Origin of the sequence: Cupriavidus sp. YAF13, from assembly GCF_052113425.1 — a bacterium.
In the GTDB taxonomy this organism is placed as follows: Bacteria; Pseudomonadota; Gammaproteobacteria; order Burkholderiales; family Burkholderiaceae; genus Cupriavidus.
In genome coordinates, this window is the sequence record NZ_JBFRDD010000042.1 from 1 (window position 1) to 25,015 (window position 25,015).

General features: G+C 67.8%; 23 protein-coding genes. 12 read left to right on the forward strand and 11 right to left on the reverse strand.

Annotated features, from left to right (window positions below; translation table 11 throughout):
- Positions 1-507: 507 nt before the first annotated feature.
- The 3 genes from AB4061_RS28360 to AB4061_RS28370 are packed head-to-tail and all read right to left on the reverse strand — an operon-like array spanning position 508 to position 2,545.
- Positions 508-999, reverse strand: a complete 492-nt coding sequence (locus tag AB4061_RS28360) for an aminoacyl-tRNA deacylase (RefSeq protein WP_441639574.1) — start codon at positions 997-999, stop codon at positions 508-510.
- A 35-nt stretch (positions 1,000-1,034) separates the two neighbouring features.
- Complete coding sequence (xerD, locus tag AB4061_RS28365) at positions 1,035-2,069, reverse strand: site-specific tyrosine recombinase XerD (protein ID WP_441639575.1); 1,035 nt, start codon at positions 2,067-2,069, stop codon at positions 1,035-1,037.
- Entirely contained in the window at positions 2,066-2,545 is a 480-nt protein-coding gene (locus AB4061_RS28370) for a methylated-DNA--[protein]-cysteine S-methyltransferase (protein WP_441639576.1), read from the reverse strand. Before AB4061_RS28370 ends, xerD begins: the two co-directional genes overlap by 4 nt.
- Before the next feature lie 250 nt (positions 2,546-2,795).
- On the opposite strand from AB4061_RS28370, the gene AB4061_RS28375 reads away from it, so the two are divergent.
- The 7 genes from AB4061_RS28375 to AB4061_RS28405 all read left to right on the forward strand — a co-directional run bounded on the left by AB4061_RS28375 (position 2,796) and on the right by AB4061_RS28405 (position 12,156).
- On the forward strand, positions 2,796-4,055 hold the full coding sequence (locus AB4061_RS28375; protein ID WP_441639577.1) for an ROK family protein: 1,260 nt from the start codon (positions 2,796-2,798) through the stop codon (positions 4,053-4,055).
- On the forward strand, positions 4,042-5,718 hold the full coding sequence (locus tag AB4061_RS28380) for a sugar ABC transporter ATP-binding protein (protein WP_441639578.1): 1,677 nt from the start codon (positions 4,042-4,044) through the stop codon (positions 5,716-5,718). Before AB4061_RS28375 ends, AB4061_RS28380 begins: the two co-directional genes overlap by 14 nt.
- Before the next feature lie 91 nt (positions 5,719-5,809).
- Positions 5,810-6,823, forward strand: coding sequence for an ABC transporter permease subunit (locus AB4061_RS28385; protein ID WP_441639579.1), 1,014 nt, complete (start codon positions 5,810-5,812; stop codon positions 6,821-6,823).
- A gap of 39 nt (positions 6,824-6,862) precedes the next feature.
- Positions 6,863-7,846 (forward strand): ABC transporter substrate-binding protein, encoded by a 984-nt coding sequence (locus tag AB4061_RS28390; RefSeq protein WP_441639580.1) that lies wholly within the window; start codon positions 6,863-6,865, stop codon positions 7,844-7,846.
- 87 nt (positions 7,847-7,933) lie between these two features.
- On the forward strand, positions 7,934-9,424 hold the full coding sequence (gene zwf / locus AB4061_RS28395; RefSeq protein ID WP_441639581.1) for a glucose-6-phosphate dehydrogenase: 1,491 nt from the start codon (positions 7,934-7,936) through the stop codon (positions 9,422-9,424).
- A gap of 90 nt (positions 9,425-9,514) precedes the next feature.
- The gene (pgi, locus tag AB4061_RS28400) at positions 9,515-11,182 is read left to right on the forward strand and encodes a glucose-6-phosphate isomerase (protein WP_441639582.1); all 1,668 of its coding nucleotides are present in this window, start codon (positions 9,515-9,517) and stop codon (positions 11,180-11,182) included.
- Positions 11,183-11,226: 44 nt separating this feature from the next.
- Positions 11,227-12,156, forward strand: coding sequence for a carbohydrate kinase family protein (locus AB4061_RS28405; RefSeq protein ID WP_441639583.1), 930 nt, complete (start codon positions 11,227-11,229; stop codon positions 12,154-12,156).
- A 140-nt stretch (positions 12,157-12,296) separates the two neighbouring features.
- On the opposite strand, the gene AB4061_RS28410 is transcribed toward AB4061_RS28405, so the two are convergent.
- Both AB4061_RS28410 and AB4061_RS28415 read right to left on the reverse strand, forming a co-directional pair.
- The gene (locus AB4061_RS28410; RefSeq protein WP_253930730.1) at positions 12,297-13,265 is read right to left on the reverse strand and encodes a tripartite tricarboxylate transporter substrate binding protein BugE; all 969 of its coding nucleotides are present in this window, start codon (positions 13,263-13,265) and stop codon (positions 12,297-12,299) included.
- 137 nt (positions 13,266-13,402) lie between these two features.
- Positions 13,403-14,029 carry a chalcone isomerase family protein gene (locus AB4061_RS28415; RefSeq protein WP_441639584.1) on the reverse strand — a complete coding sequence of 209 codons (627 nt, stop codon included), beginning with the start codon at positions 14,027-14,029 and terminating at the stop codon, positions 13,403-13,405.
- Between the two features lie 122 nt (positions 14,030-14,151).
- On the opposite strand from AB4061_RS28415, the gene AB4061_RS28420 reads away from it, so the two are divergent.
- Entirely contained in the window at positions 14,152-15,045 is an 894-nt protein-coding gene (locus AB4061_RS28420; RefSeq protein WP_441639585.1) for an AEC family transporter, read from the forward strand.
- 4 nt (positions 15,046-15,049) lie between these two features.
- On the opposite strand, the gene queG is transcribed toward AB4061_RS28420, so the two are convergent.
- On the reverse strand, positions 15,050-16,270 hold the full coding sequence (gene queG, locus AB4061_RS28425) for a tRNA epoxyqueuosine(34) reductase QueG (RefSeq protein ID WP_441639586.1): 1,221 nt from the start codon (positions 16,268-16,270) through the stop codon (positions 15,050-15,052).
- A 16-nt stretch (positions 16,271-16,286) separates the two neighbouring features.
- On the opposite strand from queG, the gene tsaE reads away from it, so the two are divergent.
- Complete coding sequence (tsaE, locus tag AB4061_RS28430; protein ID WP_441639587.1) at positions 16,287-16,799, forward strand: tRNA (adenosine(37)-N6)-threonylcarbamoyltransferase complex ATPase subunit type 1 TsaE; 513 nt, start codon at positions 16,287-16,289, stop codon at positions 16,797-16,799.
- Complete coding sequence (locus AB4061_RS28435) at positions 16,793-18,298, forward strand: N-acetylmuramoyl-L-alanine amidase (RefSeq protein WP_441639588.1); 1,506 nt, start codon at positions 16,793-16,795, stop codon at positions 18,296-18,298. Before tsaE ends, AB4061_RS28435 begins: the two co-directional genes overlap by 7 nt.
- A 78-nt stretch (positions 18,299-18,376) precedes the next feature.
- On the opposite strand, the gene AB4061_RS28440 is transcribed toward AB4061_RS28435, so the two are convergent.
- Positions 18,377-19,399, reverse strand: a complete 1,023-nt coding sequence (locus AB4061_RS28440; protein WP_441639589.1) for a bile acid:sodium symporter family protein — start codon at positions 19,397-19,399, stop codon at positions 18,377-18,379.
- A gap of 95 nt (positions 19,400-19,494) precedes the next feature.
- Between AB4061_RS28440 and AB4061_RS28445 the strand changes: the two genes are divergently transcribed.
- Positions 19,495-20,403 (forward strand): LysR family transcriptional regulator, encoded by a 909-nt coding sequence (locus AB4061_RS28445; RefSeq protein ID WP_441639590.1) that lies wholly within the window; start codon positions 19,495-19,497, stop codon positions 20,401-20,403.
- 24 nt (positions 20,404-20,427) lie between these two features.
- Here AB4061_RS28445 and AB4061_RS28450 read toward each other — a convergent pair whose 3' ends face one another.
- A complete protein-coding gene (locus AB4061_RS28450) occupies positions 20,428-21,186 on the reverse strand; it encodes a class I SAM-dependent methyltransferase (protein WP_441639591.1) in 759 nt (252 codons plus the stop codon).
- A gap of 196 nt (positions 21,187-21,382) precedes the next feature.
- On the opposite strand from AB4061_RS28450, the gene AB4061_RS28455 reads away from it, so the two are divergent.
- Positions 21,383-22,192 (forward strand): helix-turn-helix transcriptional regulator, encoded by an 810-nt coding sequence (locus AB4061_RS28455; RefSeq protein WP_441639592.1) that lies wholly within the window; start codon positions 21,383-21,385, stop codon positions 22,190-22,192.
- A 28-nt stretch (positions 22,193-22,220) separates the two neighbouring features.
- Here AB4061_RS28455 and AB4061_RS28460 read toward each other — a convergent pair whose 3' ends face one another.
- The 3 genes from AB4061_RS28460 to kdsB form a co-directional block, all read right to left on the reverse strand.
- A complete protein-coding gene (locus AB4061_RS28460) occupies positions 22,221-22,979 on the reverse strand; it encodes a 3-hydroxyacyl-CoA dehydrogenase (RefSeq protein ID WP_441639593.1) in 759 nt (252 codons plus the stop codon).
- A 190-nt stretch (positions 22,980-23,169) separates the two neighbouring features.
- Positions 23,170-23,835 (reverse strand): adenylate kinase, encoded by a 666-nt coding sequence (gene adk / locus AB4061_RS28465; RefSeq protein WP_441639594.1) that lies wholly within the window; start codon positions 23,833-23,835, stop codon positions 23,170-23,172.
- Between the two features lie 360 nt (positions 23,836-24,195).
- Positions 24,196-25,005, reverse strand: a complete 810-nt coding sequence (gene kdsB / locus AB4061_RS28470) for a 3-deoxy-manno-octulosonate cytidylyltransferase (protein WP_441639595.1) — start codon at positions 25,003-25,005, stop codon at positions 24,196-24,198.
- Positions 25,006-25,015: the final 10 nt, after the last annotated feature.

Consider the following 25,015-nt stretch of genomic DNA (forward strand, 5'->3'; position numbering starts at 1 on the left):
GTTGATAGCAAGGTGCCGCTCGCGCCGGTACGGCAGGGCATCAAATGGCCGGGCAGCCACCGCCAGAGACAAAACCACGAAACCACCAAGTCAGGCAGGATCGTGGCGCTSCGCACCGCGAACGGCAGATGCCCGAACGCTCACCGCGCAAAGCGATSAGGGGCACCACCACGTGACCATTGGGTCATGCAGTAGCGATGTCCTTCGGGCCGGTTGGACATGCCAGCCAACACTCCGCGCCGTACGACGCAACCACTGCCACACATAAGCCTGATTGCTCTGCTCCCGGCAGGGCGGCTTTCTTTTCGTTAGTTTTCTTTGCCGGTCAAAGAAAAGTGACCGGCAGCCCCCGCAGGGGGATGTCGTATGGCTTTTGGGTCCAAAAACCATCGCCGCCCAAAGAAACAGCAACCAACCCCGCAGGGCAACATCGTATGGCCCTTGGGTTCAAAAACCAACACCGCTCAAATAAACAGCGACCAACCTTCCATCCCCCCTTACCCCCCATCATTCCCTCAACGCACACTCCACCACCTCCGCCCCCACCAACGTCTTCAAAACCTGCGGATCAATACTAACCAGATACCCCCTGCGGCCCCCATTGATATAGATCCGCTCCAGCGCCAACACACCCGCCTCAACAAAAACCGGCATCCGCTTGCGCGTCCCGAACGGCGACGTTCCCCCCACCAAATATCCACTGTGCCGCTGCGCCACCTCCGGCTTGCACGGCTGCACGCTCTTGTGCCCGGTTTGCCGCGCCAGGTTCTTGGTAGACACCGAACAGTCTCCATGCATCAGCACGATCAGCGGCTGCGCACGCTCGTCTTCCATGACCAGGGTCTTGATCACCGCGTGCTCCTCCACGCCAAGCTGGCGCGCCGATTCCCCCGTGCCGCCATGCTCGACGTAGGCATAGGCATGCTCGCCAAAGGCAACCCCATGCTGCTTGAGGAACTGGGTGGCGGGGGTTTCCGAAACGTGTTTGGTCTTGCTCATGATGGATGACGGATCGCAATGACCGCGCTGGCAACCTAGCCGCGCGGATGGTGGTGCTGGTGCAGCTCGCGCAGGCGCTCGCGCGCCACGTGCGTGTAGATCTGCGTGGTGGAAATATCGGCGTGCCCCAGCAGCAACTGCACCACGCGCAGGTCCGCGCCGTGGTTGAGCAGATGGGTGGCAAAGGCATGCCGCAAGGTGTGCGGTGACAGCGGCGCGTAGATCTCGGCTTCGCGCGCGTGGCGCTTGATCAGGTGCCAGAAGGCCTGGCGCGTCATGCCGTCGCCGCGCTGGGTGACGAACAACGCTTCGCAGGCACGCTCGCCCAACAGCGCAGGCCGGCCTTCGGCCAGGTAGCGGCGCAGCCAGTCGCCGGCCTCGGTGCCAAACGGCACCAGGCGCTCCTTGTTGCCCTTGCCGCCCACCACGCGCGCCACGCCCTCGTTCAGGCTGATCTCGATGGTCTTCATCTGCGTCAGCTCGGACACACGCAGGCCGCTGGCATACATCAGTTCCAGCATGGTGCGGTCGCGCAGGCCAAGCGGCGTGGCGGTGTCGGGTGTCTCCAGCAGCGCCTCGACCTGGGCTTCGGTCAGCGTCTTGGGAAAGCGCGGGGGCTGCTTGGCCGGGCGCAGCAGCAGGCAGGGATCGGCCGTGATCATGTGCTCGCGCAGCGCCCACTGGAAAAAGCGCTTGAACACCGTCAGGCGCCGGTTGGCGGACGAGGCGCGGGTTTCCAGGTGGCGCGAGGCGAAGTAGCCGTTGAGGGCGCTGTCGTTCACCGCCAGCAGCGCGCAGGTGCCCGAGGCATGCAGCCAGCGCGACAGCAGCGCCAGGTCGCGCCGGTAGGCGTCGATGGTGTTCTGCGCGAGGCCGTCTTCGAGCCACAGCGCGTCACAGAAGCGGTCGACCAGGGCCAGGTCGGCGAGCAGGGCTGGGCTGTCCTCGGTGTCGATGGTGTCGATGGCGGCTTTGCCGCTTTCGATGTCGTCTTCGATGTCGTCGAAATGGCCGCTGTCGTCGCTGTCGTCGCTGTCGTCGCCGTCGTCAATCTGCGCAATGTCGTTCATGCCAGCATCACCCCTTCGTGGCGCAGCAGCCAGCGTTTGATGTCAAGGAAGAAGCCGTCGCCGTCATGGTTGGCAAAGCCGCCGATGCCGCTGGCGCCAACCACGCGATGGCAGGGAATCACCAGCGGGAAGAAATTCGCCCCGCACGCCTGCCCGACCGCGCGCGGCGCGCTGGCGATCTGCCGCGCCACCGCGCCATAGGTGGTGACCTTGCCACGCGGCACGTTCGAGATCGCTTGCCAGACCCGGCGCTGGAACGCGCTGCCGACCGGCGCCAGCGGGATATCGAAGCGTGCGTCCGGATCGGCGTAGTAGGCCTCCAGCTGCCGCGCCAGGCGTTGCGTGACCGCGTTGGCCGGCTCGACGAGCTGCATGCTCGCGGGCAGGTAGACGATCTCGCGGACGAATTCGCCGTCGGTGCGCACGCCGATCTTGCCGAAAGGGGCTGGGAGGATGGCGTCGAAGATGGAGTCCATGGCAGGGGTGGGAAGCGCGATCCTGGATTTTAGAGCATGGCGGCGGCGCCGGGATGCGCGGTGGCGTGCGGGGCGCACCGCGGAAGGGCCATGCAACCAGTTTGACTGGGGTTTCCCCTTCCTTGAGTTCTGGTCTGGCTTATTATTTAATTCAAACTGAATTAATTAATGCCGCAGCCAGATGCAACGCCACCGCCACCCAGCGTGCAACGTGATGCGGGCGGCACTCATAACAGGTTTCGGAGACGACATGAACAGTGCCAAGGCCGGCCGCGGCGTGAATTCCGCCAGTTTGCGGCTGTACAACGAGCGCGCGCTGCTGCTGGCGCTGCGGCATGCCGGGGAGGCGTCCAAGGCGGACCTCGCCCGCATCGCGCAGCTCACCAACACGGCGGTGGGCAGCATCGTGCAGACGCTCACCGAGGATGGCCTGATTCATGTGGCCGGCCGCCGCCAGGATGGGCAGCGTGGCCAGCCGGCCAGCCTGATCCGCCTGCAGCCCAAGGGCGCGTTCGGCATCGGGGTCCGGCTGGACCGCGGCAGCATCGAGTGCGTGATGGTGGACTTTGGTGGCGAGATCCTCGCTGGCCGCGCTCACCAGATGGTCCTGCCTCACCCGGAGCAAGCGCTGGCGCTGGTGCGCGACGACGTGGCCGAACTGCGTGCRCTGCTCACGCCGGACGAGCGCAAGCGCCTGCTTGGCATCGGCGTGGCCCAGCCCTATAACCTCGGTGCCTGGCTGCGCGAGCTGGACCTGCAGGACGAGGCATCGCAGGCCACCTTCCGCGCCTGGGATGCCGTGGACTTCGCCGCAGCGCTGTCGGATGCCACCGGCCTGCCGGTGTTCGGCGAGAACGACGGCACCGCCGCTGCGGTGGCCGAGCTGTTCTACGGCAGCCACCACGCGCAGAGTTTCCTCTATGTCTTCGTCGGCCCGGCGATCGGCGGCGGCGTGGCGCTCAATGGCGACTGCGTGCGCGGCGTGTCGGGCAATGCCGGCGACATCGGCATGATGCCGGTGCAGCCCAGCAGCCTGGCCTCCGCGCCGCGCACCGGCAAGCGGCGCGACATCCTGCTGGCGCGCGCCTCGCTCAATGCGCTGACGCGCCACCTGCGCCACCACGGCGTGGCCATCGACGGCCACGCCGACCTGGAAGCGCAGGTGCGCGGCCAGCACCCGGCGGTGGCGGAGTGGCTGGACGACTGCATCGATGCGCTGGCGCCTGCCATGCAATCCGCGCTGGCGGTGCTCGACGTGCCGCTGATCATCCTTGACGCCGATATCGACGGCGGCCTGGTGCAGGCGCTGATCGAGCGCCTGCAAGGCGAGCTGGATGACGGCGCGCCCGAGGCACGGCGAGCGCCACGCGTGGTGCGTGGCTGCTTTGGTGCCAACGCCGGCGCGGTCGGTGCCGCGTCGCTGCCGATGTTCATGAATTTCTCGCCGCGGGCCGACATGCTCAAAGGCGCATCCGCCATGATTCCGGAGGCCAACCATGCCATCGTCTGATCTGTCCCTTTCGGCTGCTTCGGCTGCCTCGCCTATTTCGGCTGCTTCATCCGATACGTCCACCAAGGCGCCGCTGCTGGCGCTGCGCAATATCTGCAAGACCTTCCCCGGCGTGCGCGCGCTGCGCAATGTCGAGCTCACGGCCTACGCTGGCGAGGTCCACGCCCTGATGGGCGAGAACGGTGCCGGCAAGTCGACACTGATGAAGATCCTGTCCGGCGCCTACACCGCGGACCCCGGCGGCGAATGCCATATCGACGGGCAACGGGTGCAGATCGATGGGCCGCAATCCGCGCGCGACCTTGGCGTGGCGGTGATCTACCAGGAGCTCAGCCTGGCGCCTAACCTGAGCGTGGCCGAGAACATCTATCTGGGCCGCGCCCTGCAGCGGCGCGGGCTGGTGGCGCGCGGCGACATGGTGCGCGCCTGCGCGCCCACGCTGGCCAGGCTCGGCGCGGATTTCTCGCCCGCGGCGAACGTGGCGAGCCTGTCGATCGCGCAGCGCCAGCTGGTGGAAATCGCGCGGGCCGTGCACTTCGAGGCGCGTATCCTGGTGATGGACGAGCCCACCACGCCGCTGTCCACGCACGAGACGGATCGCCTGTTTGCGCTGATCCGCCAGCTGCGCGGCGAAGGCATGGCGATTCTCTATATCAGCCACCGCATGGCCGAGATCGACGAGCTGGCCGATCGCGTGACCGTGTTGCGCGACGGCTGCTTCGTCGGCACGCTGGACCGCGCGCACCTGTCGCAGGCGGCACTGGTCAAGATGATGGTGGGGCGCGACCTGTCGGGCTTCTACACCAAGACGCACGGCCAGCCGGTCGCGCGTGAGGTGATGCTGTCCGTGCGCGACGTGGCCGATGGCAGGCGCGTCAAGGGCTGCAGCTTCGACCTGCGCGCCGGCGAGGTGCTGGGGCTGGCGGGCCTGGTCGGCGCGGGCCGCACGGAGCTGGCGCGGCTGGTGTTCGGCGCCGACGTGCGCACGCGCGGCGAGGTCCGGATTGCCAGCCCGGCCAGCCCCGGCGGGCTGGTCACGCTGCCGGCCGGCGGCCCGCGCCAGGCCATCGATGCCGGCATTGCCTACCTGACCGAGGACCGCAAGTTGCAGGGCCTGTTCCTGGACCAGAGCGTGCACGAGAACATCAACCTGATCGTGGCCGCGCGCGACGCACTTGGCCTCGGCCGCCTGAACCGGCCGGCCGCGCGCCGCCGCACGACCGAGGCCATCGACACGCTGGGCATCCGCGTGGCGCATGCGCAGGTCAACGTGGGCGCGCTGTCCGGCGGCAACCAGCAGAAGGTGATGCTGTCGCGGCTGCTGGAAGCCCAGCCGCGCGTGCTGATCCTGGATGAGCCCACGCGTGGCGTGGACATCGGCGCCAAGTCGGAGATCTACCGGCTGATCAACGCGCTGGCCCAGAGCGGCGTGGCGATCCTGATGATTTCCAGCGAGCTGCCCGAAGTGGTGGGCCTGTGCGACCGCGTGCTGGTCATGCGCGAGGGCGCGCTGGCCGGCGAGGTGCGCCCCGCCAGCAGCGCGGCCGAAACCCAGGAACGCATCATCGCGCTGGCCACCGGCGCGGCCGCGCAGCCGGCGCCCGCATGGGCGGACGTGCCGCTCGCTGCCGCTGGCAGCGCAACCGGCATCACGCTGCATTGAGGCAAGGCGCGGCCTGTGCGCCGCCCACCAGAGACAGAACCATCGACGCCGGCGCAGCAACGCTGCGCAGCCGCCGGCGCAGGAGACAACCATGCATGAATCCATCACCCGTCCCGCCGCTTCCGCTGGCGCTTCATTGCCCGCGGCCACCCTCGGCCGCCTCACCACCCAGGAGCGCCTGCGCGCGCTTGGCATGCTGCCCGTGCTGGTGCTGCTGTGCATTGGCTTCTCGGTGCTGACCGAGAACTTCGCCGGCTGGCAGAACCTGTCGATCATCGCGCAGCAAGCCTCCATCAACATGGTGCTGGCCGCGGGCATGACCTTCGTGATCCTGACCGGCGGCATCGATTTGTCGGTGGGCTCCATCTTGTCGATCTCGGCGGTGGTGGCGATGCTGGTGTCGCTGATGCCGCAGCTCGGCATGCTGAGCGTGCCGGCCGCGCTCTTGTGCGGCCTGCTGTTTGGCCTCGTCAACGGCGCGTTGGTCGCTTTCATGAAACTGCCGCCGTTCATTGTCACACTGGGCACGCTGACGGCGGTACGCGGGCTGGCGCGGCTGGTCGGCAACGACAGCACGATCTACAACCCGGATATCGGCTTTGCCTTTATCGGCAACGGCGAAGTGCTGGGCGTGCCCTGGCTGGTGATCATCGCCTTCGCCGTGGTGGCGGTGTCGTGGTTCGTGCTGCGCCGCACCGTGCTGGGCTTGCAGATCTACGCGGTGGGCGGCAATGCCGAGGCGGCGCGCCTGTCCGGCATCAAGGTGTGGGTCGTGCTGCTGTTCGTGTACGCGGTGTCCGGGCTGCTGGCGGGGCTGGGCGGCGTGATGTCCTCCGCGCGCCTGTATGCGGCCAACGGGCTGCAGCTGGGCCAGTCGTACGAGCTCGATGCCATCGCCGCGGTCATCCTGGGCGGCACCAGCTTCGTGGGCGGCACCGGCTCCATCGTCGGCACGCTGGTCGGGGCGCTGATCATCGCGGTGCTGTCCAACGGGCTGGTGCTGCTGGGCGTGTCCGATATCTGGCAATACATCATCAAGGGCCTGGTGATCATTGGCGCGGTAGCGCTCGACAGCTATCGCCGCAAGGGCTCGGCGCGCACGTGAGGCCTGCGTGACCTGACCACCGGCTACTGGAGACACGATATGTCCAAGCAATACCAATACCTGGCGGCACTGGCAATGGCGGCAATGAGCCTGCTGTGCGCCGGCGCGGCCGCACAGAGCGCGCCTGACGCCGCACCGGCGAGCGCGGCCGCAGAGCGGCCGCTGAAAAAAGTCGGCGTCACGCTCGGCTCGCTCGGCAACCCGTATTTCGTCGCGCTGGCGCACGGCGCCGAAGCCGCCGCCAGGAAGATCAACCCGGATGCCAAGGTCACGGTGCTGTCCGCCGACTATGACCTCAACAAGCAGTTCTCGCATATCGATAGCTTCATCGTGTCGAAGGTGGACCTGATCCTGATCAATGCGGCCGACGCGCGCGCCATCGAGCCCGCGGTGAAGAAGGCCCGCAAGGCCGGCATCGTGGTGGTGGCGGTGGACGTGGCGGCGGCGGGCGCGGACGCCACGGTGCAGACCGACAACACGCAGGCCGGCGAGCTGGCCTGCGCCTTCCTCGCTGAGCGGCTGGGCGGGCGCGGCAACCTCATCATCCAGAATGGCCCGCCGGTGTCTGCCGTGCTGGATCGCGTGAAGGGCTGCAAGACGGTGCTGGGCCAGCATCCCGGCATCCACGTGCTCTCCGATGACCAGGATGGCAAGGGCTCGCGCGAGGGCGGCCTCAACGTCATGCAGCTTTACCTGACCCGCTTCCCCAAGATCGATGCGGTCTTCACCATCAACGACCCGCAGGCTGTCGGCGCCGACCTGGCCGCGCGTCAGCTGAACCGCCGTGGCATCCTGATCGCGTCCGTCGACGGCGCGCCCGATATCGAGGCCGCGCTCAAGGCCAACACGTTGGTGCAGGCCTCGGCCAGCCAGGACCCGTGGGCCATCGCCCGCACCGCGGTGGAGATCGGCGTGGGGCTGATGCATGGCCAGGCGCCCGCAAACCGCACCGTGTTGCTGCCGCCCACATTGGTGACGCGAGCGAATGTGAACGCGTACAAGGGCTGGGCCGCGCCGCGCTAGCTGGGCAGCGCTCCGCGCCCAACTGACAACCGAATTCCCCATAACCGACCAACCGACCAACCAACCGATCAACCGACTGGTGAAACCATGCCAAACAATGCTGTAGGCGCAGTCCCCGAATTCGACTTCGTGCTGTTCGGCGGCACCGGCGACCTGGCCACGCGCAAGCTACTGCCGGCGCTGTTTGACGCGCATTGCGTGGGCTCGTTGCACACGCGCGGGCGTATCCTCGCACTCGGCAGCCAGCCGCTCGGCCAGGATGCCTACCTGGCCATGCTGGAGTCCAAGGTGCGTCCGGCGCTGCCCGCTGCCGCCGCGGCCGAAGTCTGGCAGGCCTTTGTCGCGCGCATCCTTTACCTGCAGGTGGACGCCAACGTGCCGGACGGCTTCGATGCACTCGCCGAACTGGTGCGCGCTCGCGCCGCACCGGTGGTGGTGTTCTACCTGGCCACCGGCCCGCAGCTGTTCGTGCCGATCTGCGAGCAACTGGCCCGCACCGGCCTTAACCACGCAGGCGTGCGCATCGTGCTGGAAAAGCCGCTGGGCCACGACCTGGCGTCCTCCGATGCGATCAACTCCGCGGTGGCGCAACACTTTGCCGAAGACCAGATCTACCGCATCGACCATTACCTGGGCAAGGAGTCGGTGCAGAACCTGATGGCGATGCGCTTTGGCAACGTACTGTTCGAACCGCTGTGGCGGCGCGAATGGGTGCGCGATGTGCAGATCACCATCGCCGAGGAAATCGGCGTGGAAAAGCGCGGCGCGTTCTACGATGGCATCGGCGCGCTGCGTGACATGGTGCAGAACCACCTGTTGCAACTGTTGTGCATGGTGGCGATGGAGCCGCCGGCCAGCTTGTCGGAGGACGCGATCCGCGACGAGAAGCTGAAGATCCTCAAGGCGCTCAAGCCCATCGAGTTGAACGAGGTCGCCGAGAAGGTGGTGCGCGGGCAATATTGCCGTGGCGCGGCGGCCGGCGACGCAGTGCCGGGCTATGTGAACGAGCCCGCTGTCGCGCCCGGCAGCCAGACCGAGACCTTCGTCGCCATCAAGGCGGAGATCGCCAACTGGCGCTGGGCCGGCGTGCCGTTCTACCTGCGTACCGGCAAGCGCATGCAGTCGCGCCTGGCCGAGATCGTGATCCAGTTCCGCGACGTGCCGTACTCGCTGTTCCCGCGTCCGCTGGATCACGAGCCCGGCAACCGGCTGGTGATCACGCTGCAGCCGGAGGAAAGCATCCGCCTGCATTTCCTGGTCAAGCATCCCGGCGACACGCAGGCGCTGCAGCCTGCCACGCTGGACCTGCAACGCATGCTGCCGCGCGGGCAGGGCAATCGCCACGAGCGCAAGACCGGCGCTTACGAGCGGCTGCTGCTCGACGTGATCCGCGGGCGGCTCGGGCTGTTCGTGCGGCGCGACGAGCAGGCGCAGGCCTGGCGCTGGGTCGCGCCGATCCAGCAGGCCTGGGCGCAGAGCAATCTCGCGCCCAAGCTCTACACCGCCGGCACCTGGGGGCCGGCGGCGTCGAGCGCGCTGCCCTCGCGCGATGGCGCGGTGTGGCACGAAGAGCTGTGAGACGTCTGTGAGACGCGTTGTGAAGCCAGTCTGAAGCATGGCGCCGCGCCGGCGGTTGCCGGCGCGGCGGCGAGTACAGGAGTTGATTCGATGTCCACGATGTCCCCGATGTCCCCGATGTCAGAAAGGTCTCGTTCCCTGCCGACCTGGCAGCGGCTGCAAGCGCATGCGCACACCATCCGCCATGCCCACCTGCGCGACTGGTTCGACGGCCAGCAGGGCGAAGCCCGTGGCGCCAGCTTCGTGGCCGAGGCGGCTGGCCTGACGCTGGACTACGCCAAGAACCGCGTCACCGACACCACCATGGCGCTGCTCTTCGCGCTGGCCGACGAGGCCGGCGTGAGTGCGCGGCGCGATGCCATGTACCGCGGCGAAGCGGTCAACACCACCGAGCGCCGCGCCGCGCTGCATATGGCGCTGCGCGCGTGGCCGGAGGACGGCTTTCACGCGCAGGGCGTGGCGGTGGCCGGCGACGTGGCAGCGGTGCTCTCTCAGATGGAGCGCTTTGCCGACGCGGTGCGCGGCGGCACGTGGCGCGGCTGGAATGGCCGCCGGATCACCGACGTAATCAATATCGGCATCGGCGGCTCGGACCTCGGCCCGCGCATGGTTTGCCGCGCGCTCGCGCACCTGGACACCGAAGGGCCGCGCCTGCATTTCGTCGCCAACGTGGACGGCAGCGATCTTGCCGCCGTGCTCGCGCGGCTGGACGCCGCCAGCACGCTGGTGGTGGTTTGCTCCAAGACCTTCAGCACGCTGGAAACCATGGCCAACGCGCACACCGCGCGCACCTGGTTCCTGCGCCATGGCGTGCCGCAGGCACAGTTGGCCAGCCACTTCGTCGCGGTCTCCACCAACCGGCAAGCGGTGGCTGCGTTCGGCATCGACCCCGCCAATATGTTCCCGTTCTGGGACTGGGTGGGCGGGCGCTTTTCGCTGTGGTCCGCGGTGGGGTTGTCGATTGCGCTGGCCGTTGGCTTTGCGCGCTTTCGCCAGTTGCTCGATGGCGCCCGCGCCATGGACCGGCATTTCGCCGAGGCCGACGCGCCGCAGAACATGCCGATGATCCTCGGCCTGCTCGATGTCTGGTATCGCAGCTTCCTGGGCACCGGCAGCCGCTGCGTGGCGCCGTATTGCGAGCCGCTCGAATTGCTGCCGGCCTTCTTGCAGCAGCTCGAGATGGAGAGCAACGGCAAGTCCGTGCAGCTCGACGGCGCGGCCGCCGCGCAGGGCACCGCGCCGGTGGTGTGGGGCACCACGGGCACCAACGGACAGCACGCCTACTTCCAGATGGTGCACCAGGGCTCGCACTGGATGCCGGTGGATTTCATCGCCGCGCTGGAGCCGGTGCACCCGATGCCGGGCCACCATGGCAAGCTGCTCGCCAACTGTTTTGCGCAAGGCGAGGCGCTGCTGCGCGGGCGCACCGCGCAAGAGGTCAGGGCGCTCGGCGTGCAGGACGAAGCGCTGGTGCCGCACATGGTGTTCGAGGGCAACCGCCCCAGCAATACGCTGTTGCTGCAGCGGCTCGATCCGTATCACCTGGGCGCATTGATCGCGCTCTCGGAGCACCGCACTTTCGTGCAGGGCGTGCTGTGGAATATCAACTCGTTCGACCAGTGGGGCGTGGAGCTCGGCAAGCAGCTTGCCGCGCCGATCGCCTGCGAGCTCGACGGCGGGCCGGCCCGCCCGCATGATGCTTCCACCGCCGGCCTGATCCGGCGCGCATTGGCTGCTGCATCGGCCTGGCAAGGCTGACGCGCGGCAGTGCGCGCATACGGAAAACCGAGAAAGAGGATGCAATGACAACGACATCATGGCCAGCCTACGTCGTCTTCGGCGAGGCATTGACCGATATGGTCCACCAGGGCGGGCAGGACTGGCTCGGCCTGCCCGGCGGCTCGTGCTGGAACGTGGCCCGCGTGGGCGCGCGGCTGGGCGTGCCTACCGCCTTCGCCGGCGCGATCAGCGCCGACACGCTGGGCGACCAGCTGGCCGAGGCCAGTGCCGAAGCTGGCCTGGACCTGCGCTTCCTGCAGCGCGTGGAGCGCTCGCCGTTGCTGGCGTTTGTCGGCGCGCAGCACCCGCCGCAGTATTTCTTCGTCGGCGACGACAGCGCCGATCTCTACTTCGATCCCGAACGCTTGCCGCCGGGCTGGCGCCAGGCCGCGCGCACCGTGCACTTCGGCTCGCTCAGCCTCGCGCGCCAGCCGCTCGCCGCGCGCCTGTGCACGGAAGCCACGCAGGCCAGGGCCGCGGGCAAGCGCATCGCCTTCGATCCCAACTTCCGCACGCCCATGCGCGCGCCGGAGTATCAGGCCGCCTTTGCGCATATGGCTGGCCTGGCGGACTACATCAAGGTATCGGACGAAGACCTGCGCGGCCTGTACCCCGCGTTGGACGAACACGCCGCGCTCGCCGCGCTCAGGGCGCTGGCTCCGCAGGCGCGCGTGCTGCTGACGCGCGGCGCGGATGGCATGACGCTGCTGCACGGGGATGGTGCTTGCGAGCAGCCGGTCTTCGCCGTCGATGTGGTGGATACCGTTGGCTGCGGCGACGCTGCGATGGGCGGATGGATGGCGGGATTGCTGCTGGACCCCGAGGCGACGCTGGCGCGGCAGGCGCGATGGGCTGCCGCTACCGCGGCGGTGGCGGCCACGCGTGCAGGGGCGTATTCGCCGACCGTGGCCGAGGTGAGCGTGCTACTGGGCGAGGCGGCGGTTTTGGCCTGACAAAGCCGGATCTGCGTTGCCGTGCTCCCCTCTCCCCGGCCCTCTCCCCCTGAGGGGAGAGGGAGAGACAGCCGTCGTCACGGCGCGTGGCTTTGGCCTGTTCGGCGGCTTCGGCTAGTGCCGCGGGCTTGCCGCCAACATCACTGCTCCAGCTTGATGTTCTGCACCTTCACCAGCGTCTTCATCTTCTCGAACTCCTTCTTGATCTCTGCCGCATGCTCCGCCGGGGTGTTGCCCGAAGGTTCCGCGCCGGCAGTGCGCAGGCGCTGCTGGAAGTCCTTGTCCTGCAGCGCCTTGACCGCGGCTTCGTTCAGCTTCTTGATGACTTCGTCAGGCGTGCCGGCCGGGGCCACCAGGCCGTACCAGGCCGGGTCGTTCGGCTCTTTCAGGCCGAGCTCGCCGAAGGTCGGCACGTTCGGCAGGGAGTCGATGCGCTTGTTCCAGGCCACCACGATCGGGCGCAGCTTGCCGGCCTTGATGTAGGGCATCGAGGAGGGCAGGTTGTCGACCATGATCGGCACCTGGCCGGCCAGCACGTCGTTCAGCGCCGGGCCCGCGCCGCGGTAGGGGATATGGACCATGAAGGTCTTGGTCGAGACCTTGAACTGCTCGCCCAGCATGTGGCCGAAGGCGCAGGTGCCGGAGGTCGCGTACGAGTACTTGCCCGGATTGGCCTTGAGCACGGCCAGGAACTCCTTGTAGTCCTTGGCCGGGAAGTTCGGGTTGACCGCGATGACGTTGGCCACGTTGGCCAGGTTGGTGACGGGCTTGAAGTCCTTGATCGGGTCGTACGACAGCTTGGGGTTGCAGGCCGGGTTGACCGCCATGGTGGAGACCGTGGAGATGCCGATGGTGTAGCCGTCGGGCGCGGCCTTGGCGATGGCGTCGGCGCCGATCGAGCCGCCCCCGCCGGCGCGGTTTTCCACTACCACGGGCTGGCCCAGGATACGGCTCATCTGGTCGGCCGCGCCGCGGCCCACGATGTCCGTCGTGCCGCCGGGCGCAAACGGGATGATCAGCCGGATCGGCTTGGTCGGGAAGCTCTGCGCCTGCGCCACGGAGGCCGCTGCTGCCAGGCCAAGGGCCAGGGCGATTTTGCTGGTTTGCATGAGATCGTGTCTCCCGTCAAAGGACCGGGCGGGGATATCCGCCCAAGGTAAAGAACGCCGGCGACGCTGCCGCGGTGGCGGGGCTTTGAAGCCGGCGGCGTGAGTTCTGGCGGGCGGGCCTGAAGGCCGCCCGGGGGCTAACCGCCCAGGAGCCCGCGCTTGAGATCCCGGTCGACCGGATGGTCGCCAAGGAAGATGCGCAGCACGGCCTGGTAGAAATCTTCGCCCGGGATCGGCTTGCCGCGCGGCGTGCCGTTGATGGCGACCACGGTGCCGCCATCGGGCGAAAAGTCAAAATTGATCACATCGCCCTTGCGGGCGGTGCCCATCTGCTCCATGGTCTGGCGCAGCTGGAGCAGGCGCTCGGACAGCCTCTGGAACTGGATCTCGTTGTGGTTTTCGCGGATACCTTCGTTCAGGGCCTTGATAAAGGCATCGGATGGCACCTCGCGCAGCGGCCGGATCTGCAGGCGCTTGGGGCCGTGGGCGCCCAGCACCACGGTCGCGTTGCGCGCCTTCTCCGGCAGGTAAAGGGCGGCCACATAGCCCTTGATGATGAACATCGAGCGCAGGCCGGTGCCGTTGAGCTGCAGTTCCTTGCCGCCGACCCGGGTGGCGTCGTCGATCCGCATGCCCTCGATGTCATTGGCGCGCGCGGGCTCCGGCGCCATAGCCAGGGCGGCGCCCACGCAGAGGGTGAGCGCCAGCAGGCTTGCGCGGCGGACGAGCGGTTCGCACGCGAACAGGGTACGACGGGAAAACATAAAGGCTGGACGGTACGACGGAACGTGCCATAGTCCGCGATTTCTGAAACAATACCAATTGGTATCTGCCCTAGGCTGCACTTGGCGTGCGCGGCGGCCATCACAATAACTAAAACCAACCGATGTCTTCTGCTCTCCTGTTGGTGCCGGATTTCAGCCTGATCCTGATCGGCTGGCTGCTGGTGCGCTATTCCCCGTTCGACCGCGCATTCTGGGCTGGGGTGGAGCGCCTGGTGTATTTCGTGCTCTTCCCCGCGCTGCTGTTGCAGTCCACCAACAGCGCCAGGTTCGATTTTTCCTCCACGTCGGCCATGCTCGGCCTGTCGCTGTTGACCACCGCCTTTGGCATGGTTGGCGGCTACGCCGTCAAATGGGCGATGCGGCTGGCGCCGCTGGATTTCGCTTCCGGCCTGCAGACCGCGTTCCGCTTCAATTCCTATATTGGGCTGGCGTTGGCCGCGCGCCTGGGCGGCAGCGAGGGCCTGGCCATGATGGCGGTGATCGTCGGCTGCACGGTGCCGCTGTGCAATGTGGCCGCGGTATGGGCGCTGGCCCGTCACGGCGAAACCCGCCTGTGGCGCGAGCTGGCACGCAACCCGCTGATCCTGGCCACCGCAGGGGGCTTGCTGACCAACCTGGCAGGCCTGCACCCGCCGGAGGTGGTGGGCATGACGCTGGCCCGGCTGGGCTCCGCGTCCACCGCGCTGGGGCTGATGACGGTCGGCGCGGGCCTGCAGATGAGTGGGGTGACGGGGGCGATCGGGCCGGTGGCGTGGTGGAGCGGCGTCAAGCTGGTGGCCATGCCCTGCTTTGCCTGGGCGGTGGGGCGCCTGCTGCCGCTGACCGAGCTGCAGTCGCAGATCGCGGTGCTGTTCGCCTCGCTGCCGACCGCGTCGAGCGCCTACATCCTGGCCGTGCGCATGGGCGGCAACGGCCCGATGGTGGCGGCGACGATCTCGGTCATGACCGTGGCGGCCATCGTCACCACGCCGTTCTGGCTGTCTCTCGTCAGTTAGCTCGTCAGTTAGCGGGCGCTTGGGCCAGCGCCCAGTCGATATGCTCGCGCACCAGCGGGCTGGCCTCGGCCTGGCGCGCGCGCAGCGCCGCGCGGATGCGCGCGCACAGCGCCGTGTCGCCGCTGGCGAAGGCCGCGCGCAGGCTGTTGCCCAGCCCCACCGCCAGGTTGCGCAGCCAGCGTTCATGGCCGATGCGGCGGATCGGGCTGCCTTCCAGCCGCTGGTTGAATTCCGCCTCCGTCCAGCCGAACAGCTCGGCCATGTCGGGCGCGTCGAAGCCATTGCGCACGTCGAAGTCCGGCAGCGTGGCGCGGTGGGCGAACTTGTTCCACGGGCAAGCCAGCTGGCAGTCGTCGCAGCCATACACGCGGTTGCCCATTGGCGCGCGCAGTGCCTCGGGGATGGCGCCCTTGTGCTCGATGGTCAGGTAGGAGATGCAGCGGCGCGCGTCGATCCGGTAGGGCTCCAGGATGGCCTGGGTCGGGCAGATATCGATGCAGCGGCGGCAATGGCCGCAGTGGCCAGATTCCGGCGCGTCGGCGGGGAAGGGCACATCGACCAGGATCTCGCCAAGGAAGAACATCGAGCCGCCATCGCGGTCGAGCAGCAGCGTGTGCTTGCCGCGCCAGCCCAGCCCGCCCTGAGCGGCCAGCGCCACCTCCATCACCGGCGCCGAGTCGGTGAAGACGCGATAGCCGAACGGGCCGATGGCGGCTTCGATGCGGCTGGCGAGCTGCTGCAGGCGGTTGCGCAGCACTTTGTGATAATCGCGGCCCCGTGCGTAAAGCGAGACCACGGCGGTGGCGGGGTCGTCGAGTCGGGCAAGTTCATGGGCGCGCCAGTCGTGCGGGCCCGCAGCGGGCAGGTACGGCATGCGTGCCACGATGGCGCGCACCGTGCCGGGCACGAGTTCGGCGGGACGGGCGCGCCGCAAGCCGTGGTTCGCCATATAATCCATGTCGCCGTGGTAGCCCTGCGCCAGCCACGCCAACAATCCTGCTTCAGCCCGGCTCAGATCCACGTCGGCAATGCTGATCGCATCGAAGCCGAGCTCCGTGCCCCAGGCCCGGATCGAGCCCACCAGCGCCTCCAGCCCGGCGGCGTCCGTGCCTGCATGCACAACGGACGAAGCCAGGGGCGGCGCAAGGCCAGGCGCTGCCCCGTGGGCGGCGCTGCTGGCAGGAGGGGGCGAGGCGGTTGGCGCCTGGGCTGCTCGGTCGATCATTCCCGAATTGTACGCAATGCCCCTGCTCCAAGAACGCACACTCAACCTGCCCGACGAAGCGGCCACCGCCCGGCTGGGCGCGGCGCTGGCCGAGGCCGTGCGCAAGCTGCCGCCCCAGACCGTGCACCTGCAGCTCTCGGGTGACCTTGGCGCCGGCAAGACCACGCTGTCGCGCGCCATCCTGCGCGCGCTAGGCCACGCGGGCAAGGTGCGCAGCCCTACCTACACATTGTGCGAGCCGTATTCGGTCACGCGCGCCGATGGCTCGCCGCTGACCGCCTACCACTTTGACCTGTACCGCTTCGCCGATCCGGAGGAGTGGGCCGATGCCGGTTTTCGTGATTGTTTTGCCGAACCGGCCGTGAGCCTGGTGGAATGGCCGGAGAAAGCCGGGCGCTTGCTTGGGGAACCGGACCTTCACTTGTTGCTCCAATCGGACATCAGCGACGCCGACGACGCGGCCGAACGCCGTATCGTTACGCTTCGTGCCTATACTCAGACTGGACTTATCCTGCTTTGCGCATGCTGATCAAGCGACTCGCCACCGACCGACCCGACGATATCCAGCTGGCCCGCCGCAAATGGCTGGCGCAGTGCCTCAAGGCCGGCGCCGGCAGCGTGGTGCTCACGCTGGCCGGGCCGCAGATCGCCTTTGGCGCCGGCATCGTCGCGGTGCGGGTCTGGCCCGCCGAGGAATACACCCGCGTCACCATCGAATCCGATGAGCCGCTAGCCGCCGTCCACCAGATGATCCACGGCCCCGACCGGCTGGTGGTGGACATCGATGGCCTCGATCTCTCGCCCACCCTGCGCGAGCTGGTGGCCAAGATCACCTCCAACGATCCCTATATCCAGACCGTGCGCGTGGGCCAGAACCGGCCGCGCGTGGTGCGGCTGGTGTTCGACCTGAAGGAAAACGTCTCGCCGCAGGTGTTCACGCTGGCGCCGATCGGCAGTTACCGCAACCGCCTGGTGTTTGACCTGTACCCCGTCAACCCGCCGGATCCGTTGTGGACGCTGGTGCGCGACACCGAGGACAAGCAGCGCAGGTTTGCCGCCACGCAGCCCTCGGCCGGCGCGGACGGCGTGTCCGGCGCGCCTGCCTCCGGCGAGGAAGACGCCATTGGCGCACTGGTGCGCAAGTTCGAGGACAAGGGCGCCAACCCGGTGCCAGCCCTGCCGCCGATGGCAGCTGTCAAGCCCAGGCCGCCCGCGCCTTCCTCACCATCGGCGCCACCGGCACCGCCGCTGGCACAGAACAACCCGCCTGCGGCCCTGCCTGCCAACAACCCGCCGGCGGACCGTTCCTTCAAGATGCGCCGCCTGCTGACCGTCGCGATCGATCCCGGCCATGGCGGCGAGGATCCCGGCGCCACCGGCGCGTCCGGCTCGCGCGAGAAAGACGTGGTGCTGCAGATCGCGCAGCGGCTGCGCGCCAAGATCGATTCCCAGCCCAATATGCGCGCCATGATGACGCGCGACGCGGACTTCTTCGTGCCGCTCAACGTACGCGTGCAGAAGGCGCGCCGGGTGCAGGCCGACCTGTTCGTGTCCATCCATGCCGATGCCTTCCTCTCGCCGGAAGCCAAGGGCGCCTCGGTGTTCGCCTTGTCCGAGCGCGGCGCGTCCAGCACCGCCGCGCGCTGGATGGCCAACAAGGAGAATGCCTCCGACCTGATCGGCGGCGCCAACATGGGCAACAAGGATGCGCAGGTGGCGCGGGTGCTGCTGGACTTGTCCACTACCGCGCAGATCAACGACAGCTTGCAGGTGGGCAAGGCCGTGCTGGCGGAGATCGGCGGCGTCAACCGGTTGCACAAGGGCAGCGTGGAGCAGGCGGGCTTTGCCGTGCTGAAGGCGCCGGACATCCCGTCGATCCTGGTCGAGACCGCTTTCATCAGCAATCCCGAGGAAGAGCGCAAGCTCAACGACGAGAGCCACCAGGAGCAACTGGCCAACGCCATCCTGCGTGGCATCAAGAACTACTTCGCGCGCAATCCGCCGCTGGCGAAGAATCCGTCGGTGTAAGAGGCGGCGCCTGAAAACAAAACGGCCGGCAACATCGTTGCCGGCCGTTTGCCATGCAGCGCGCTGACGCGCTGACATTCAGGCGCGGGCGGTCGCCCCGTCGGGCAGCGCGTCGCGGCCGGCGTAACGCGAGGCAATCACCGAGCACACGATCAGTTGCAACTGGTGGTAGACCATCAGCGGCAGCACCAGCAGGCCCAGCGCCGGGTGGCCGGCAAACAGGATCTTGGCCATCGGGATGCCGTTGGCCAGGCTCTTCTTGGAGCCGCAGAACACCGCGGTGATCTCGTCTTCCACCGAGAAGCCGAGGCGGCGCGCGGTGAAGGTGGTGGTGGCCAGGATCACCACCAGCAGCACGGCGGCGAGCGCCATCACGGCACCGATGGTTTCCCAGCTGTACTTGTGCCACAGGCCGGCGGCGGTGGCGTCGCAGAACGACGAGTACACGATCAGCACGATCACGCCGCGGTCGATCTTGTTGGTGATCTGCTTCTTCTTGGCCAGCCAGCTGCCGATCAGCGGGCGGGCCAGCTGGCCGAGCGCGAACGGCAGCAGCAGTTGCAGCGCCACGCCGGTCAGCGCCTTGCCCAGCGGCATCGACGCGCCGCTGGCGCTGATCACCAGCCCCATCAGCAGCGGCGTGACGGCCATGCCGATCAGGCCCGAGATGGTGGCATTGAAGATCGCGCCGGGCACGTTGCCGCGCGCCATCGAGGTCATCGCCACGGACGACGACACGGTGGACGGCAATGCGCACAGGTAGAACACGCCCAGCAGCAGCTCGGCGGGCAGCATGTTGCGCAGGCCGAACATCAACGCCAGCCCGACCACCGGGAAGACGATGTAGGTGAAGCTCTGCACGAAGGCATGCAGGCGCCAGTGGCGCGCGCCGGCCACCAGCTTGTCGCGCGACAGCGCGGCGCCGTGCAGGAAGAACACCAGGGCCACGCCCAGGTTGGTGACCATGCCCAGGTGCAGCGGGCCATCGCCGGCGCCGATTTGCGGGGCCAGCAGCGCGATGCCGATGGCGCTCAGCATGATGAGCACGAACCCGTCGATCAGGTCGTAGATTTTCTTGAAGGGTGAGAGGATGGCGGACATGACGGCAAGGTTGGATTAGGGTTTCGCCTAGTATTGGACGTCAGTGACGCCTAGAATGCAAATTCATTTATCGCATCCATTCATCTCATAGACGCATGAATTACACATTGCGCCAGTTGCGGGTCTTCCTCGCCGTGGTCGGGCATGGCAGTTTCAGCCGTGCCGCGGATGCTGTTGGCCTGACGCAGCCCGCGGTCAGCCGGGGCGTTGCCGAGCTGGAAGAGGCACTTGGCGTGCGCTTGCTCGACCGCACCACGCGGGAGGTGGTGGTGACCGACGCGGGGCAGGCCCTGGCCCCTGCAATCGAGCGCCTGCTTGGCCAGCTGGACGATACGCTGGAAGAAACGCGCCAGCTTGGCGAGCGCTATCGTGGCCGCGTTGTGATTGCCAGTGCACCCACGATATCCGCGCGGCTGATGCCGCTGTATGTGTCGACCTGCGCGCGCCAGTATCCGGATATTCGCCTCAGCGTGCGCGACAACGTGCAGGCCGATGGCCTTGAGCAGATCCGCGCGGGGGCCGTGGACTTTGGCGTGTTGATCGATCCTTTGGCGCCGGAAGGCTTGACCATCGCGCCGCTGGCGACCGATCCGTTTTGCTTCGTGTGCCGGCGTGATCACCCGCTGGCCAATGCCGACTCGGTGCCGTGGTCCGCGCTGGACGGCATGCCGCTGGTGCTGCTGGATTTTGCCTCGGGCAGCCGGCCCCTGATCGACCGCATTTTCGCCAGCCATGGCGTGGCGCCCAGCGTGGTGCAGGAGCTGGGGCATTCGGCCAGCGTGTTCGGCATGGTCGAGGCCGGCATCGGCGCTTCGGTCCTGCCCTCGTTCTCGCTGCCGTTGCCCGCGGCATCCCCTCTGGTCTGGCGGCCGCTCACGCCGCGCGAGGAGCGGCGCATCGTCATGGTCTGCCGGGAAGACCGCTCCCTATCGCCCTCGGCCGCCGCCGTGTGGCAGATGGTGCAGAGCCTGCCATTGCCGGCCGAGCCGGCCATGCCGCAGTGACGGGCGCTCGCCCGGCTTAACTGCTTAACTGCGCGTTGCCGTGACCATCACCGCTTCCAGCGCAAAGCTGCCGTCGGCCTTGACCAGGTAGTGGTCGCGTACTTCCGCCGGCGCCAGTTGCCACAGGTGCTGGATGGCGGCCACCGCCACGGGCGGCGTGCGCATGCGCTGTACCCAGGTGGCGAACTCCAGCTCGATGCGCCAGGCGGGCGACACGCTGGCCGTGAAGCCCGCAGTCTCCAGCATCGCTTTCCACTCGGTACCGGTGTAGTCGCGGATATGCGACGGGTCGCGCAGCAACTCCACCGATTGCAGCCAGGTGTCGGGCAGCGGGTCGTCCGAGCCGGCGATATCGATCAGCACGACCTTGCCGCCCGGCTTGAGCACCCGGTGCATTTCCGCCAGCGCCGCCGGCACGTTGCGCCAGTGGTGCGCGCTCATGCGCGAGATCACCGCGTCGAAGCTGGCGTCGTCGAAGGGCAGCGATTCCGCGGCGCCCTGTCGGGTGCGGATATTCGCCAGCCCCTTGTCGCGCGCCGCGCCTTCCACTACGGCCAGCATTTCCGCCGACAGATCGTAAGCCGTCACTTGCTCCGCGACCCCCGCTGCGGCAAAGCTGGCGTGGCCCGCGCCGCAACCCAGGTCGAGCACCCGCGCCGCCGGCAGCGCCGCCAGTTCCTGTGCAAGCTGCTGCAAGTCCGCGCCCTGGGCGTGGACCGCGCTGGTGAGGTAGGCGCTGGCGGTGGCGCCGAACTGGGCGGCAACGAGTTCTTGTTGTTGCATGAGGCTCTCCTGGCGGCAATGGCCGCTGGTGGGTTCTGGTGACCGGGGACCGGGGGATGGGTGACGGGGGGACTTGCTCGCGTAGCGGGTTCGACGTACTGTAGCAGCCTGTTTTCCCGGTACAAGTCAGGGTTTTATCCTGGTATAAAACGCACCAGCTTTTGCCCGGCTACCTGCATCGCCCGCTCAGCCCCCCATGACAGAATACGCGCCAACCGATCCCGCCAAGCCACACGAACTCACGCGCGAAGCCGTGCTGGGCCGCTTCCTGCGGGCGCATCGCGAGCGTCTGGCCCCGGCCGAAGTTGGCCTGGCCCCCGGCCGGCGGCGGCGCACGCCGGGCTTGCGGCGCGAGGAGCTGGCACAGCTCGCGGGCCTGAGCGCTACCTGGGTGACGTGGCTGGAGCAGGGCAGGCCGGTGGCGCTGTCGGCCCGCGCGCTGGCCAGCCTGGCCGGCGCGCTGCGGCTGTCGCGCGCGGAACGGGCCTACCTGTTCGAGCTGGCTGGCCGGCGCGACCCTATGCAGGCGCAGGACGAACACGCGCCAGCAGCAGTCCTCGCCAGCGTGGAAGCCATCAACGGCCCGGCCTATCTGCTGGACCGGCAATGGAGCGCGCTGGCATGGAATGCCGCCGCCGCCGACCTGTTCGTGGGCTGGCTCGATCCCGCCAGCGAAGACCGCAACCTGCTGCGCAGCATGTTCTTGTCGCCGGGTTTGCAGGCATTGGTGGAGGACTGGCCGCACCGGGCGGCACGGCTGGTGTCGGAGTTTCGCGCGCACAGCATCCGCCATGCCGACGATCCGCCGATGCGCGCGCTGGTGGAGGGGCTGATTGCACAGAGCCCGGTGTTCCGCGCCGACTGGCTCTCGCAGGATGTCGAAGAGCGGCAGGGCGGGCGGCGGGGCTTTCGGCATCCGTTGCGCGGGCTGCTGCATTTCGAGCAGCTCACGCTGGTGCCGGCCGCCGCGCCGGGCCTGACGCTGGTGATGCTGATGCCGGCGTGAAGGGCGGCCGGCAAAGGCCGGGACGGCGTTACTTCGGCTGCATGCGGATGGCGCCGTCGAGCCGGATCACTTCGCCGTTGAGCATGGGGTTGGCGATGATGGATCCCACCAGCTTCGCATACTCGGCCGGGCGGCCCAGGCGCGGCGGGAACGGCACCATTTTGCCCAGCGCGTCCTGCACCTCCTGCGGCATGCCCAGCAGCATCGGCGTCTCGAACAGCCCCGGCGCAATCGTCATGCAGCGCACGCCGTCGCGCGACAGGTCGCGCGCGATGGCCAGCGTCATGGCGACCACGCCACCCTTGGAGGCCGCGTAGGCGGCCTGCCCGATCTGGCCGTCGAAGGCCGCCACAGATGCCGTATTGATGATCACGCCACGCTCGCCTTCCGCGTCGGGTGTGTTCTGCACCATGGCCGCGGCAGCCAGCCGGATCATGTTGAAGGTGCCGATCAGGTTGACGCGGATGGTCTTGTCGAAGGCGTCGAGCGGGTGCGGGCCGTTCTTGCCCACCGTCTTGTTGGCGGTAGCGATGCCGGCGCAATTGACTAGGCCGGCCAGGCGGCCCAGCGCGGTGGCGGCCGCCACGGCGGCCTGCCCGTCGGCCTCGCTGCTGACGTCGCAGCGCACGAACTTCCCGCCCAGCTCGGCGGCCAGCGCGGTGCCGGCGGCTTCGTTGAGGTCGGCGATCACTACCTTGCCGCCCGCGGCGGCGAGCATGCGGGCGCTGCCCTCGCCGAGCCCGGAGGCGCCGCCGGTGACGATAAATACGTTGTCGCGGATTTCCATCGTTGTCTTCCTCGCTTGGATGTGTGGTCTTTTGGTTTTCTGGCGCTGCAGATACGGCATGTTGGCATAACGTTTACGTAAACGTCAATTCGGCGTCAATTCGGCGATGCGATCTCCGCGGATGGCGGCGGCAATAAAAAAGGCGACCCGAGGGTCGCCTTTTCCACCTGCAGCGCCGGATGCGCGCGGCTTACTTCAGTGCTTCGAACACACGCGAAGTGATATCTTCCACGCTGCCAACGCCCGCGATCTTGCGGTACTGCGGCGGTGCCACCTTGGCGGCGGCGTCGCCATTGGCGGCCCACTTGGAGTAGTAATCCACCAGCGGACGGGTCTGTTGGGAGTAGACGTCGAGGCGCTTCTTGACGGTCTCTTCCTTGTCGTCGTCGCGCTGGATCAGCGCCTCGCCGGTGGCGTCGTCCACGCCTTCCACCTTGGGCGGGTTGTACTTGACGTGATAGGTGCGGCCCGATGCCACGTGCACGCGGCGCCCGCTCATGCGCTCGATGATGGCATCGAACGGCACGTCGATTTCCAGCACGTAGTCGATCGCCACGCCTGCTTCCTTCATGGCCTCGGCCTGCGGAATGGTGCGCGGGAAGCCATCGAACAGATAGCCGTCCTTGCAATCGGCCGCCTGCAGGCGGTCCTTGACCAGGCCGATGATGATGTCGTCCGACACCAGGCCACCTGCGTCCATCACCTTCTTGGCGGCCACGCCTAGCGGCGTGCCAGCCTTCACCGCGGCGCGCAGCATGTCGCCAGTGGAGATTTGGGGGATGCCGAACTTCTCGCAGATGAACTGGGCTTGCGTGCCTTTGCCGGCGCCAGGCGCGCCCAACAGGATCAAACGCATTACGGGTCCTCAGAGTTTTAAATCTTGTATGGCAGGGGGAATGGAAGGAGGGTAACGCCGAAACTTGACGCGAGGCTTACCAACGCCGTCGGGACGGCGCGCCTCAGGTCGGAGTCTGGTCTGTTGACGGCCGGCACGCTGACGCCTCTGCCGCTGGCGGCGGGCGGGTACCGATCGGGCTCACTTTTCATCTCCCCACCGAGCCTTGGCCGGGCGCCSGGGCGCCCGACGGCTCTGTATCGTCAAGCATTATGCCATGATGCGGCGCGAAATCGGCTTGCCGCTACGGTGACATCTGTCATGACTTATGTCGTAAGTCATGCGACGACCGCCGCAGCCGGCGGTCATCGCCAAGTGCGCTCAGGGGCCTTCCTGTGCCATGGCCTGCGCCCACAGCGCACGCACACGATCCAGGTCGGCCTGCGTGTCAACGCCCGGCGCGGGCACTGCCGCTGTTTCCAGCACGCCGATGCGCTCGCCATGCCACATCGCACGCAGCTGCTCCAGGGCTTCCGTCTGCTCCACCGGCGACAGCGCCAGCGTGGGAAAGCGCCGCAGGAATCCGGCGCGGTAAGCATACAGGCCAATGTGGCGCAATACCGGCATGGCTGGCAAGGCCACCTGGGCATTGGCTGCCGCCGCGGCCGGCACACCGGCCCAGGCGTCGCGGGCCCAGGGGATCGGCGCGCGGGAGAAATACAGCGCGCGGCCGGCGGCATCGCACACGACTTTCACCACATTGGGGTTGAACACCTCGGCAATCTCGCTGATCGGATGCGCAGCGGTGGCGATGGCGCAATCGGCATGGTGCGCCAGGTGCAGCGCTACCTCGTCGATCAGGCTGGGCTCGATCAGCGGCTCATCGCCCTGCACATTGACCACGATGGCGTCGTCCGGCAGGCCCAGCAATGTAGCCACTTCGGCCAGGCGGTCAGTGCCCGAGGGGTGGTCGGCACGCGTGATCACGGCTTCGATGCCGTGCGCCGCGCAGGCTGCCGCCACTTCGGGCGCGTCGGTGGCGACCACCGTGCGCTGCGCCGACGAGGCGTGGGCGCGCTCGGCCACGCGCACGATCATGGGCTTGCCGCCGATATCGGCCAGCGGCTTGTTGGGCAGCCGGGTGGAGGCCAGGCGTGCCGGGATGACGACGGTAAAAGCGGGCAGCGACATGGTGCGATCC